This window comes from Vibrio sp. Vb1729 (assembly GCF_033338655.1).
Taxonomy (GTDB): domain Bacteria; phylum Pseudomonadota; class Gammaproteobacteria; order Enterobacterales; family Vibrionaceae; genus Vibrio; species Vibrio alginolyticus.
Map to the genome: position 1 here is coordinate 18635 of NZ_JAWOTB010000005.1, position 13971 is coordinate 32605.

General features: G+C 45.9%; 13 protein-coding genes. 6 read left to right on the forward strand and 7 right to left on the reverse strand.

All coding sequences use genetic code 11. The features are described from left to right. Positions 1-42 precede the first annotated feature (42 nt). Positions 43-1026, reverse strand: a complete 984-nt coding sequence (gene nagZ / locus R7E29_RS02355; protein WP_017821494.1) for a beta-N-acetylhexosaminidase — start codon at positions 1024-1026, stop codon at positions 43-45. 99 nt (positions 1027-1125) lie between these two features. On the opposite strand from nagZ, the gene R7E29_RS02360 reads away from it, so the two are divergent. After that, the gene (locus tag R7E29_RS02360) at positions 1126-2238 is read left to right on the forward strand and encodes an anhydro-N-acetylmuramic acid kinase (RefSeq protein ID WP_017821495.1); all 1113 of its coding nucleotides are present in this window, start codon (positions 1126-1128) and stop codon (positions 2236-2238) included. Positions 2239-2274: 36 nt separating this feature from the next. Further along, a complete protein-coding gene (gene murQ, locus R7E29_RS02365; protein WP_047103912.1) occupies positions 2275-3204 on the forward strand; it encodes an N-acetylmuramic acid 6-phosphate etherase in 930 nt (309 codons plus the stop codon). Positions 3205-3255: 51 nt separating this feature from the next. Here the strand turns inward: murQ and R7E29_RS02370 are convergent, their stop codons facing one another. Then, entirely contained in the window at positions 3256-3528 is a 273-nt protein-coding gene (locus tag R7E29_RS02370; protein ID WP_005381911.1) for a hypothetical protein, read from the reverse strand. Positions 3529-3642: 114 nt separating this feature from the next. Continuing rightward, positions 3643-3984, reverse strand: a complete 342-nt coding sequence (locus R7E29_RS02375) for a DUF2799 domain-containing protein (RefSeq protein ID WP_047103915.1) — start codon at positions 3982-3984, stop codon at positions 3643-3645. 280 nt (positions 3985-4264) lie between these two features. Here R7E29_RS02375 and R7E29_RS02380 point away from each other — a divergent pair, with 280 nt between their 5' ends. The 4 genes from R7E29_RS02380 to R7E29_RS02395 all read left to right on the forward strand — a co-directional run bounded on the left by R7E29_RS02380 (position 4265) and on the right by R7E29_RS02395 (position 8918). Further along, the gene (locus R7E29_RS02380; protein WP_005381914.1) at positions 4265-5749 is read left to right on the forward strand and encodes a carbon starvation protein A; all 1485 of its coding nucleotides are present in this window, start codon (positions 4265-4267) and stop codon (positions 5747-5749) included. Positions 5750-5942: 193 nt separating this feature from the next. Next, positions 5943-7613: a sensor histidine kinase gene (locus tag R7E29_RS02385; protein WP_054576674.1), complete on the forward strand. Its 1671-nt coding sequence runs from the start codon at positions 5943-5945 to the stop codon at positions 7611-7613. A gap of 31 nt (positions 7614-7644) precedes the next feature. Next, positions 7645-8373: a two-component system response regulator BtsR gene (gene btsR, locus R7E29_RS02390; protein WP_005381917.1), complete on the forward strand. Its 729-nt coding sequence runs from the start codon at positions 7645-7647 to the stop codon at positions 8371-8373. A 71-nt stretch (positions 8374-8444) separates the two neighbouring features. Then, on the forward strand, positions 8445-8918 hold the full coding sequence (locus R7E29_RS02395; RefSeq protein ID WP_054576673.1) for a low molecular weight phosphatase family protein: 474 nt from the start codon (positions 8445-8447) through the stop codon (positions 8916-8918). Between the two features lie 46 nt (positions 8919-8964). Here R7E29_RS02395 and ispH read toward each other — a convergent pair whose 3' ends face one another. From ispH to ileS, 4 genes are all read right to left on the reverse strand, one after another. Next, a complete protein-coding gene (ispH, locus tag R7E29_RS02400) occupies positions 8965-9930 on the reverse strand; it encodes a 4-hydroxy-3-methylbut-2-enyl diphosphate reductase (protein WP_005381920.1) in 966 nt (321 codons plus the stop codon). A gap of 24 nt (positions 9931-9954) precedes the next feature. Further along, a complete protein-coding gene (fkpB, locus tag R7E29_RS02405; protein WP_005381922.1) occupies positions 9955-10386 on the reverse strand; it encodes an FKBP-type peptidyl-prolyl cis-trans isomerase in 432 nt (143 codons plus the stop codon). 144 nt (positions 10387-10530) lie between these two features. Then, complete coding sequence (gene lspA / locus R7E29_RS02410; RefSeq protein WP_005385948.1) at positions 10531-11037, reverse strand: signal peptidase II; 507 nt, start codon at positions 11035-11037, stop codon at positions 10531-10533. Positions 11038-11110: 73 nt separating this feature from the next. Beyond that, on the reverse strand, positions 11111-13939 hold the full coding sequence (gene ileS / locus R7E29_RS02415) for an isoleucine--tRNA ligase (protein WP_017636166.1): 2829 nt from the start codon (positions 13937-13939) through the stop codon (positions 11111-11113). Positions 13940-13971 lie beyond the last annotated feature (32 nt).

Genomic DNA, 13971 nt, shown 5'->3' on the forward strand with positions numbered 1-13971 from the left:
ACTTTGGCTTCTCATCGCTGTTTTGAATCTTTTACAAGAGGTTTAGCTAGTCAAGCGTTTCATCGCTTCACTCGCCGCTTTCCACTCTTGAGATAGCTTAAGTTCGCTTGGAGAAAATGACTGTTTTTTCAGTAATCCATCCGCGAGTGGCACGGTTGAAACCGGTAAGTTGTCTAATACCTCAACGTGCGCTTCTCGTTTATTACACATTAACAACATATCGCAGCCAGCTCTCAATGCTTGAGCACCTCGCTCGGCAGGGCTGCCCATGATCGCAGCGCCTTCCATGGTCAAGTCATCCGAAAAAACCAAACCTTTAAAACCCAATTGCTGACGCAGGACCTGTTTTAACCAGTATTCAGAACCGCTGGCTGGTTGAGCATCATAGTGTGGGAAAATCACGTGAGCAGGCATCATGGCATCTAAAATACCGGCATCAATTTGCGCTTTGAAGATCGCCATATCTTGTTCAAAAATATCACTGCGCTCGTCGTATGGTGTTTCTAGATGTGAGTCTGCAATCACGCCACCATGTCCAGGGAAGTGCTTGCCTGTCGTTGCCATGCCAACACTCTTCATTCCCTGCATATATGCAGTGCTATAGCGAAGAATGGTATCGGCATCTTCACCGAATGCACGGTTACCGATCGCTTTACATTGATGGCCTTGGTCAAGTACCGGGGCAAAGCTTAAATCAATATCATGGGCAATCAGCTCTGCTGCCATTAACCAACCGCCCATACGAGCAAGCTCTTCACCATTTTGATGTTTAGCGTACTCATCAGCAGCAGGAATTAATGAGAAACCTTCGCGAAAGCGCTGCACTCGGCCGCCCTCTTGATCCACACCGATCAAAAACGGGCGCTTAGCCGCCTTTCGGATGGATTGAGTAAGTGCTTGAAGCTGTTTGCTATCATGATAGTTGCGAGCAAATAGAATTAAGCCACCAACCGTAGGATGCTCCAAGATTTCTTTGTCTTCAGCGGTCAGTTCATACCCCGCAACGTCAACCCATAACGGTCCCATGTTTTCTCCTCAAAATCGGCTGAATATCTCGTATTCGATGAGGTTATTCGCTTCAGATTTGCTTTACAATAAGTGAATGAAGAATTGACGAGATCGGCTATGAAATTTAACGAACTGTACATTGGTGTGATGTCTGGAACGAGTATGGATGGTGTTGATACCGCTCTAGTTGAAATAAGCGATGAGCATGTTCGCCTGATTGCGCATGACGACTACCCAATGCCCGCAGCACTAAAAGACATGCTGTTATCTGTTTGTACCGGTCAAGCAACAAATTTAAAAGCCATAGGTGAACTTGACCACCAGCTCGGCCACCTATTTGCAGATGCTGTGTTACAGCTGCTCAATAAGTCTGGTTACGTCGTAGAGCAAATTCGTGCGATTGGTAATCACGGTCAAACAGTATTCCATCAGCCTACCGGAAACTTGCCGTTTACCACTCAATTGGGCGATGCAAACATTATCGCGGTCAAAACAGGCATTGATACGGTAGCGGATTTTCGTCGTAAAGACATGGCGCTAGGTGGACAAGGTGCCCCACTCGTCCCTGCTTTCCATAAAAGCATTTTTGCGATGCAGGATTCCACAACTGTGGTACTTAACATTGGAGGCATTGCCAATATCTCGGTACTGCATCCAGAACAACCAGTCATTGGCTATGACACAGGCCCGGGCAATATGTTGATGGACGCATGGTGTGCGCTGCATACTGGGCAAAGCTTCGACGAAGATGCACAGTTTGCACTTAAAGGAACGGTAAACGCTACTTTGTTGACTCAATTACTCAAAGAAGCTTACCTCGCCATGCCAGCCCCTAAAAGTACCGGACGAGAACTGTTCAATATTGACTGGCTGCATCAACAACTGGCCCATCACAATTTACCAATCGAAGACGTACAACGTACACTTTGCGAGTATTCTGCAATTACCATTGCCAACGAAGTCGACAAGTTTTCTCATGGCATCACACCTCAACTATTGGTCTGTGGCGGTGGAGCAAGAAACCCACTTTTGATGCAGCGACTAGCTAAGTTATTGCCACAATGGAGCGTTGCGACAACGGCAGAAAAAGGCGTTGATGGCGACTACATGGAAGCAATGGCGTTTGCTTGGCTTGCGCAGCGCCATATTCACGGCCTCCCTAGCAACTTACCGGAAGTTACGGGGGCAAGTCGTCTCGCTTCACTGGGTGTACTCTATTCAAAAAATTAAGGGCAATAGATCCTAAACAAAAAGGCTTAATTCATTATGACGAACGATGCACTTATCGCAGCTTTATCCCATCTGGTATCTGAAGGGCGAAACCCAGACACCATGGACATCGACTTGCTGCCTTCTCTCGATATTGTTCAACGCATCAACCAACAGGACAAACTCGTTCCTCTTGCCGTTGAAAAAGTGTTGCCTGAGATCGCTGAAGCCGTTGATAAGATCACGGAAGCATTTAAGGTCGGAGGTCGGTTGTTTTACATCGGTGCGGGTACCAGTGGTCGACTTGGCGTTTTGGACGCTTCAGAATGCCCACCAACTTTTGGCACAGATCCAGAGATGGTCGTTGGTATTATTGCTGGTGGAAAAGAGGCAATGTTCCGTGCAAAAGAAGGGGCGGAGGACGATCCAGCATTGGGTGAGCAAGATCTTAAAGAGAATACGCTAACACAACGCGATGTCGTCGTTGGTATTGCGGCAAGTGGACGAACACCTTACGTGATTGGTGGCTTAGAGTATGCGAACGAGCTTGGTGCCACCACTGTAGCACTATCTTGTAACCCTGACTCTCCGATTGCAGATATTGCTGATATTGCGATTAGCCCCGTTGTTGGACCTGAAGCGTTAACGGGATCCACTCGCTTAAAATCAGGGACGGCACAAAAACTCGTACTAAACATGCTCACTACCGCAAGCATGATTCGCCTGGGCAAAAGTTATCAGAACTTAATGGTAGATGTGAAAGCGACGAATGCAAAGCTAGTTGCAAGAGCGACTCGTATTGTTATGCAAGCAACAGATTGTACTAACCAAGAGGCTAAAACGGCGCTCAAAGAAACGGACTACGACGCCAAGTTAGCGATTTTGATGATTTTAACCGGGCTGGATAGAGAAAGCGCGACTGAGCAACTGAACGCCAAGCAAGGATATTTAAGAAAAGTCGTGATCGCGCAAACTAATCAATCTTAATCAATAAAGCGCCTCACTTATTTAAAAGTCAGGCGCCTTTTATGGCTCAATTTAGTAGTTCAATCGTTCAATGTGAGTAATACCGACTTTACCTTCAAGGTCACTGAACATATGAACCATTGCTGGGTATGGTTGTGCTCCAGGGTAGACAACTTCTGCATTACAGAAAAACGCATAGTTTTGTCCGGCTACGACTTGAGTAGCCACAACCAAAGGGGAGTATTTGACACCGACAAACCCCTCGATACCTTTAGCAAATACTTCTTTATTCTCTGCTGTGAGTTCATGAAATGGACTCCAGCCACCAGCCATTTGCGTTGACATAATGTGATTCCTTTTTTTCTGTGCTCACTATCAAGCAATATGAACATAGTTTAATAAGGAAAATTTTGCCACATTTATGTGATGCAGACAGTGTAACAACGGCTTTATTGACTATTAATTTGAGTATTCATTCCAACCACGTTGCCATTCCATGCGGAATTTTTGCGCTTGCTCAGTACCTTCACAAACCCCTTCGTAATACTGACCAGATAACCCCATTTGATACGCAAAAGCAGGATTACAGTACTCACGTAAACCTTCTAAATAACCTTGGTCGTAGTCACTTTGCTTAACACTACCCAACTCACGAAGCTCGCTCATCGTGCGCGATGTGTGTCCGGTTATGCCATCTTGATATCCGATCTGATGCCAATCTCCCGACTTGGCAAGATCTGCTGTCGTTGCTGTGCATCCTACAAGTAAAGCCAGTGCCAGACCTACCGTTACCTTTTTCATGGTTCTTCCTTAAGTAATTGTTTTCAAAAATAAGCTTACCACTAATTATTGGCGCTTGCCGCTGAGCTTGCAGATTTAACCACTGATGACTCAAATCAGCCGCTCAAGACTGTCATCAACCTTTCGCCATTTTTAAAAACCGCTCAAGCAGCATATCGACCACTCAGTGCTCTATTCGACCACTCATCTACTAACCGAATGCATTTAACACAAGTGACGCATAACATGCATCCTGAGATTAAAAAATTACCCTACCCAACTAAGACCAAGGACAATTGCTATGATGTGGTTTCTAACCTGTGTCGCAGCCCTAATCGGCGGATACTTCATCTACGGCGCTTTCGTCGAGAAGATTTTCGGCATCAATGAAAAACGCCAAACGCCAGCTCACACCAAATCGGACGGTGTTGACTTCGTTCCAATGTCAACAAAGAAAGTTTACCTAGTTCAACTACTTAACATCGCAGGTGTTGGTCCAATTTTTGGCCCGATCATGGGGGCACTATACGGTCCTGCGGCGATGCTTTGGATTGTAGTCGGTTGTATTTTTGCTGGTGCAGTACACGATTACTTCTCAGGCATGCTTTCAGTGCGTAACGGCGGTGCATCTGTACCTACCATTACAGGTCGCTACCTAGGTAATGGCGCAAAACACTTTATGAATATTTTTGCCATTGTCCTATTGCTTCTAGTTGGCGTAGTGTTCGTTTCAGCCCCTGCTGGCATGATTACTAACCTCATCAATGATCAAACAAGCTTGAGCGTAAGCATGACTACAATGGTTATTGCTATTTTTGCTTACTACATCATTGCGACGATTGTTCCTGTCGATAAAATCATTGGTCGTTTCTACCCACTGTTTGGCGCCCTACTTATCTTTATGTCTGTTGGCCTAATGACAGCCGTTGCTTTCTCTAGCGAACACACAGTAATGGGTGACTTCCAAGTTTCGGACATGTTCTCTAACCTCAACCCAAATGACATGCCGTTATGGCCTGCATTGTTCATCACTATCGCATGTGGCGCTATCTCTGGCTTCCACGCAACTCAGTCTCCACTGATGGCGCGTTGTATGGAAAATGAGAAAAACGGTCGCTTCGTATTCTACGGTGCAATGATTGGTGAAGGTGTTATCGCGCTAATTTGGTGTGCTATCGCTCTGTCTTTCTTCGGCTCTCTAGACGCTCTATCAGAAGCTGTGAAAAACGGTGGCCCTGGTAACGTGGTATACAGCGCATCATTTGGTCTGCTAGGTGTGTTCGGTGGTATCCTTGCGTTCCTGGGTGTGGTTATCCTACCAATTACGTCTGGCGATACAGCGTTCCGTTCAAGCCGCTTGATCCTTGCTGAATACTTCAACATGGAACAAAAAACGCTACGTAACCGTCTACTGATGGCACTTCCACTGTTCGTTATCGGCGGTATCTTAACTCAAGTAGACTTCGGCATTATCTGGCGCTACTTCGGTTTTGCAAACCAAACAACAGCGGTAATGATGCTTTGGACTGCGTCCGCTTACCTACTGCGTCACAACAAGCTGCACTGGATTACCACTATCCCAGCTATCTTCATGACCACGGTATGTGTCACGTTCATCTTAAACAACAGCTCGCTAGGTTTTGGTCTGCCAATGCAACTATCAACTATCGTAGGTATTGTGTTTGCCCTAGCTGTGACAGGTTACGTTATCAAAACCTCTAAGGGTAAAGGTGAAACTGAACTGGCTGACGAAGAGAAACCACAAGCCGTATCAGAAACAGCGTAATACTCGTCACATCTGAGTGACTAAGATAGGAGCCTGCCAATTGCAGGCTCTTTTTGTTTTATACCCAAGTCACTTTAAGACTCAGAAAGCACAGCGCAGCATCATTTACTTAGCTGTTCTTATCTATCTGAGCCAAGCATCTTGAGGTTACTTAGGTATACAATAACAACATTGATTCTAGGTTAGGTTCACTATGGAACTGGTCATCTCCCTTTTACAACAGATGTGTGTGTACTTAGTTTTGGCTTACATGCTAAGTAAAACGCCAATCATCTTACCTTTGCTGAGTATTTCTTCGCGCTTAAGCCACCGCCTAATTTGTTACGTACTCTTCTCTGGCTTTTGTATTCTCGGCACCTATTTCGGTCTGCACATCAACGATGCTATTGCCAATACTCGTGCGATCGGCGCAGTTATGGGCGGGCTGTTTGGTGGACCTGTTGTAGGTTTCGCCGTCGGATTTACTGGTGGCATCCATCGATACTCTCTTGGTGGCTTTACTGACCTAGCCTGCGCAATTTCAACCACCGCCGAGGGCGTAATTGGTGGCTTGCTCCACGTTTACCTTATCAAGCGAAATAAAGGCGCATTGCTGTTTAATCCAAGCGTCGTATTCAGCGTCACGTTTGTTGCAGAAGTGGTGCAAATGATTTTGCTGCTCGCCGTCGCGAAACCTTTTGATCAAGCCTATGAACTGGTGTCCGCTATTGCAGCGCCTATGATCATCGCGAACTCATTTGGTGCAGCGTTGTTCATGAGTATCCTGCAAGACAGAAAAGCAATCTTTGAAAAGTTTTCTGCGACGTTTTCGCGTCGAGCGCTCACCATTGCTGATCGCTCAGTGGGAATTCTAAGCAACGGCTTCAACACCGAAAACGCAGAGAAAATCGCACGTATTATTTACGAAGAAACCAAAGTGGGCGCTGTCGCGATTACTGACCAAGAAAAGATCTTGGCGTTTGTGGGCATTGGCGATGATCACCATAAACCGAACACGCCGATTTCATCGCAAAGCACATTAGACTCCATGGAGAAAAACGACATCATTTATCTTGATGGTGCGGAGCGTCCATACCAATGCTCCATTGCAAAAGATTGCAAGCTCGGATCTGCGCTGATCATCCCACTGCGTGCAGGGAAAGAGGTCATTGGTACCATAAAGCTGTATGAACCGAAGCGTAAATTGTTCTCGACGGCCAACATGTCGATGGCGGAAGGAATAGCCCAGCTTCTATCTAGCCAAATCCTTTATGGCGATTACCAACAACAACAAGCCTTACTCGCCCAAGCAGAAATAAAATTGCTTCACGCTCAGGTGAATCCACACTTTTTGTTTAATGCACTCAATACTATTAGTGCGATTACTCGTCGTGACCCTGACAAAGCGCGCGAGCTAATCCAAAATTTATCGCACTTCTTCCGCAGCAATTTAAAGCAGAACATTAATACCGTGACGCTAAAGGAAGAGCTTGCACATGTGAACTCGTACTTGAGCATCGAAAAAGCGCGTTTTACGGACCGCTTAGAGGTTGAAATCGATATTCAACCTGAATTGCTGGACATCAAATTACCAAGCTTTACACTCCAGCCTTTGGTTGAGAACGCCATTAAGCATGGCATTTCAAACATGCTTGAAGGTGGTAAAGTTCATATATACAGCGAAGCACACTCACAAGGTCACTTGATTACCGTCGAAGACAACGCAGGCAGTTTTGAACCGCCAAAAGAAAACCACTCAGGGCTAGGTTTAGAAATTGTCGACAAACGTCTCACTAATCAATTTGGACGTGATGCAGCGCTAAAAATTACGTGCGAGCCACATCAATTTACTAAAATGAGCTTTATCATTCCCCCAAAATCATAAAAGCACGCTGAAGCAATAAAGGTAATGTTGGATGTTAACCGCACTCGTCATTGATGATGAACAGTTTGCTCGTGAAGAGCTAGCAGAGTTACTGGATGAAACAGGCCAAGTTGAGGTCGTGGGCGATGCCTCAAACGCAATCCTTGGCCTAAAAAAAATCAATGAACTTAAGCCTGATGTGGTGTTTCTCGATATCCAAATGCCTCAAGTCACGGGGATTGAACTACTTGGGATGCTTGATCCAGAAACCATGCCTTATGTGGTTTTTGTCACGGCTTATGATCAGTATGCGATTCAAGCATTTGAAGACAATGCCTTTGATTACTTGCTCAAACCTGTCGACCCATGCCGGTTAACTAAAACGGTCAAACGACTAAACAAAGTCATTAGCCAATCCGCCCTAACGCAACAACTGTCTGCTATTACGCCTGACACTTTAGATCAGATACCGTGCATCGGACACAACCGCATCGTTATCATGGCCACCGACACGGTGGAATGTGCTTACAGTGATATCAGCGGCGTACATGTACGCTCCACCAGCCAGACCGCGAGCACCCAACTGACATTAAAAACGTTGGAAGAGAAAACCCCTCTAGTCCGCTGCCATCGTCAATACTTAGTCAGTATTAAAGCGATTAGCGAAATCAAGTTACTGGAAAATGGGTTAGCGGAAATCATCACCAAAACAGGCTTTGAGATACCAGTAAGCCGCCGCTACTTAAAGGTGCTCAAAGAGATGCTCGGCATTAGCCACTAACACAAAAACTTCACACATCATCGCTGAGTTTCCGCTAGCGTATAAATAGGACGCTCTGAAAAGACGAGGCGATGATGTATAAAGTTTTATTCATATGTAAGCACAACGCTGGACGAAGCGTCCTCGCGGAGTCAATCGCAACCAATATCCTGCCAGCAGATTTTAGTGTCACCAGTGGAGGCTCACATCCCACAGGCAAGGTGCACCCAGTGGTGCAAAAATATTTAGATGACCACCGACTCCCCATTCCGCATATCCACACGCATTCATGGGAGGAGCGAACTCAGTTTCTTCCCGACATCGTTATTATTCTCTGTGATTCTTTACATCAAGAAACCGCTCCTCAGTGGCTTGCGGGGGGCGTTCGAGTAAACTGGCAAGTTGATGCTTTTCCGACCTATGGTTCTGATGAAGACATGTACGCACATTGCGAAAAGGTTGCTCAATCGCTTGAGCGAAGAATCACGAAGATGTCTGATATGATTATCGATGGTTTAGGAAAAGACCAAATTCGTGATTACCTAAATGAGTTAAGAGAGATGTAAAAAAGGCGACCCACAGGTCGCCTTTTGAATATTCGATAAATAGAGACTAATCCACTTGCTTGATTTGAAGTTCTTTAGGTACTTCAAAGAACATATTCTCTTCACGGCCAAGTACTTCATCAACCGCTTCGGCACCAACGAGTTCTTTGATTCGCTCTAGAATCTGATTAACGAGCTCTTCCGGAGCAGATGCTCCCGCAGTCACGCCGACCTTTGTTTTGCCTTCGAACCACTCAGGTTTGATATCTTCCGGACAGTCGGTTAAGTAGCCAGGTGTCCCTAGCTTTTCAGCTAGCTCTTTAAGACGTGTAGAGTTTGATGAGTTTTTAGAACCCACCACAACCATCACATCTACGTCACCAGCTAGTTCACGTACGGCATCTTGGCGGTTTTGTGTCGCATAACAGATATCGTCTTTACGTGGACCTTGGATATCTGGGAACACGCGGCGTAGCTCTTCGATAACATCGGCAGTTTCATCGACAGAAAGCGTCGTTTGGCTTACGTAATGAAGATCGGATGGATCTTTCACAATCGCCTTCAGTTTCTCAACATCGGCTGGAGTTTCAACCAAGTACATACCACCGGTTTCACTGGCGTATTGCCCCATCGTACCTTCGACTTCAGGGTGACCTGCGTGACCAATCAGAACCACTTCCATATTACGACGGCTCGCACGCGCCACTTCCATATGCACTTTGGTTACTAAAGGACACGTTGCGTCAAATACGGTCAAATCACGCTGCTTGGCTTCCTGACGAACTGCCTGCGATACACCATGAGCGGAGAAAATCACAATGTTGTTGTCTGGCACTTCGTGCAGTTCTTCAACGAAGATAGCACCACGCTGTTTTAGACCTTCAACCACAAAACGGTTATGCACCACTTCATGACGCACATAAATCGGTGGCTGATACATCTCTAGCGCACGCTCTACGATGCTAATCGCGCGGTCAACACCAGCACAGAAACCACGTGGGTTAGCTAACAGGATTTTCATTTCATTGCTCATGGAAGTTATCTTTTATTTGGTTCGCTATTCTACTGACAAAATTTCAACTTCGAAAGTCACGTCTTGTCCCGCTAGAGGATGGTTGAAGTCCACAGTGACTGAATCGCCTGCAATCTCTGTAATAATGCCCGGGATTTCCATGCCATCAGGGCCACTGAAGGCCATGATTGTACCAACTTCCACTTCTGCATCACCTACAAATTTAGTGCGATCCATATAGTGAATATGATCAGGGTTTGGCATACCAAACGCGTCTTCTGCCTTTAGCTCAATCGCTTTTTGTGCGCCTGTTTCGAGGCCTATCAAGCACTGCTCAAAGTTTTCACTCAAGCTGCCATCACCCATAACAAATTTCGCTGGTTTACCCATGTTATGAGTACTATCTGCAACCGATCCGTCTTTCATTTTAATCGTAAAGTGAAGGGTTACTACAGATTCATTGGTTATTGTTGTCACGTTAATGCTTCCTTGTTCTTGGGTTATTACGCTGTCAGCTTGGTCTTTTTATACATTGATATGCTGATTGGCGCTCCAACATAATAAAAAGCATCGCTCGAATCAACGGACGACGCTTAGGGTTATTCGATATACCGCAAAAGATTACTTGTCAGCGTCTTTTTTACGGAAGCCATCCAGAATAATCATTGCCGCACCAATACAGATCGCCATGTCAGCAAGGTTGAATGCTGGCCAGTGGTAGTTACCCCAGAAGAAGTCTAGGTAATCAACAACAAAGCCATGAACGACGCGGTCAAACACGTTGCCCACTGCACCACCAATAATCAGTGCATAAGCAATGTTGTTCCATTTTTCTTTTGCTGGAAGCTTACTCATCCAGTAGGTCAAAAGACCCGTAACAACAAACGCGATACCTGTAAATAACCAGCGCTGCCAACCAGCTTGATCGCTCAAGAAGCTGAAAGCGGCACCGTAGTTATGAACGTAAAGTAGGTTGAAGAATGGCAACACCTCAATTCGGTTTGCCCATCCGTAGCCCATGTTGTCCATCACCACCAATTTGATGCCAATATCTGCAATAAATACCAGAATTGCTAACCACAGCCAGCGAACTCCAGATTGCTTTAACGTCAGTGCTTTTTCACTCATTACTTTACCTACAAACAGCCCCAGTAAATACTGGGGCTGTTAATTTTAAAAAAAGTTCAGTCGTTCTAGGCAATTACGCGAATTTACGTACTTCACCTTCGCCGTCTACGTTAGACACACAACGACCACAGATCTTCTCGTGACCTTCAATTGTGCCTACGTCTGGCGTGTGGTGCCAACAACGGTCACACTTCTCGCCTTCAGCTGCTGCTACTTCTACAAACAAGCCTTCGATATCTGTGGCTTGTGCTGCATCCGTCTTCTCACCTAGAGGCTTAACTTTCGCCGCAGAGGTTAGTAGAACAAAGCGCAGTTCATCTTCAAGTTTGTTGATCTTCGCCGCTAGTGCGTCATCAGCAAATAGAGTCACTTCAGCTTGTAGTGCACCACCAATGGTTTTCTCTTTACGCGCATCTTCTAGAAGTTTGTTTACCGCACCACGAACCGCTTGGATCTCAGACCAGAATTCGTTGTTCAGCTCTTCACCTTCAGCAAGACCGAATAGACCGTCGAACCACTCACCAGTGAATACGAACTTGTCGCGTTGACCTGGCATTTCGTTCCAGATTTCATCTGCAGTGAACGACATGATTGGCGCCATCCAACGAACTAGCGCTTCTACGATGTAGTAAAGTGCAGTCTGACAGCTACGTTGAGCGTTGCCGCCACGTTTTGCTGTGTACTGACGGTCTTTAATTACGTCTAAGTAGAAAGAGCCCATTTCGATTGAACAGAATTGCATTAGACGCTGAGTTACACCGTGTGTGTTGTACTCTTCGTATGCTTTAACAATCTCTTCTTGTGCTGCTAGTGCACGACCAACCGCCCAGCGATCTAGCGCAACCATCTCTTCAACAGGAACGATGTCTGTTTCAGGGTTGAAGCCGCTTAGGTTAGCAAGGAAGAAACGCGCTGTGTTACGGATACGACGGTACGCATCTGCGCTGCGTTTTAGGATTTCATCAGAAACCGCAACTTCACCAGTGTAGTCTGTAGAAGCAACCCATAGACGAAGAATGTCAGCACCTAGCTTGTTGGTTACGTCTTTTGGCGCAACCACGTTACCGATAGATTTAGACATCTTACGACCCTGACCGTCAACCACGAAACCGTGTGTCAGTACTTGTTTGTAAGGTGCTTCGTCTTTCATCGCAATAGATGAAATTAAAGAAGATTGGAACCAACCGCGGTGTTGGTCAGAACCTTCTAGGTATAGGTCTGCACTGTTGCCGTTGTACTCTTCACGAGCATCAACAACAGAGAAGTGAGTGACACCTGAATCGAACCATACGTCTAGCGTATCTAGCACTTTTTCGTATTGGTCAACGTCAGCACCTAGTAGTTCAGCGGCATCTACATCCCACCATGCTTGGATGCCTTTCTCTTCAACCAGCTTAGCGACTTTCTCGATCAGCTCTAGCGTGTTTGGATGAAGTTCTGCTGTTTCTTTATGAACAAACAGAGCAATTGGCACACCCCAAGTACGTTGACGAGAGATACACCACTCAGGGCGACCTTCGATCATACCTTCGATGCGGCTTTGACCCCACTCAGGCATCCACTCTACATTCTTGATTGACTCTAATGCTTTAGCACGTAGGCCAGCTTGGTCCATAGAAACGAACCATTGAGGTGTAGCACGGAAGATGATTGGGGTCTTATGACGCCAACAGTGTGGGTAGCTGTGCTCGTAAGCGTGGTGGTGTAGTAGTGCACCTTTTTCTTTTAGTACTTCTACTACTGCATCGTTCGCTTTAAATACGTGCTGACCAGCAAATAGCTCTGTATCTGGTAGGTAAACACCGTTTGAGCCAACTGGGTTTGCTACTTCTAGGTTGTACTTGTTACCAACCGCGAAGTCTTCTTGACCGTGACCAGGAGCAGTGTGAACAACACCAGTACCTGAATCAGTCGTAACGTGATCACCAAGGATCGCCGGTACAGTGAAATCGTAGAATGGGTGTTGGAATTGAGAAAGCTCTAGGTCCGCACCTTTAGCAAAGCCAAGGTTGTGGAAGTGCTCGATACCCGCACGATCCATTACGTCTTTCGCTAGCTCAGCAGCAACGATGATACGCTCAGCGTTGTCGCCTTCTGTTTGGATAAGCACGTACTCTAGATCATCACGTAGACATACTGCGCGGTTTGCAGGCAGTGTCCAAGGTGTTGTTGTCCAGATAACGATAGATACGTCACCGTGACCTTCATGACCTTCTGTCAGTTCAAATTTAGATAGCAGTGCCGCTTCGTCAGCCGCTTTAAAACGAACGTCGATAGATGGCGATACTTTATCTTTGTATTCTACTTCCGCTTCAGCAAGAGCAGAACCACAGTCTGTACACCAGTGAACAGGTTTGAAACCTTTTAGAAGGTGACCATTGCTTGCAATCTTACCAAGAGCACGAATAATGTTCGCTTCAGTTGCGAAATCCATAGTGCGGTATGGCTTGTCCCACTCACCCATGATGCCAAGACGTTTGAAGCTCTCTTTCTGACCTTCAACCTGACCTGCTGCGTATTCACGACATTTCTCGCGGAATTCCGCTGCTGTCACTTTTTGGCCTGGCTTACCTACTTTCTTCTCTACCATTAATTCGATTGGTAGACCGTGGCAGTCCCAGCCTGGGATGTAAGGTGCGTCAAAACCTGAAAGTGTTTTGGATTTAATAATAATGTCTTTAAGAATCTTGTTTAGTGCGTGACCAATATGAATGTCACCATTTGCGTAAGGAGGGCCATCGTGCAATACGAATGACTTTTTGCCTTTCTTAGCTTTACGGATTTCACCGTAAAGATCTTCTTTGTACCAACGCTTAAGCATTTCTGGCTCACGATTGGCCAGGTTGCCGCGCATTGGAAACCCTGTTTCAGGTAAGTTCAGGGTATCTTTATACTCACTCATCGATTCTTAATTCCGTTATATTGGGCGAAAAT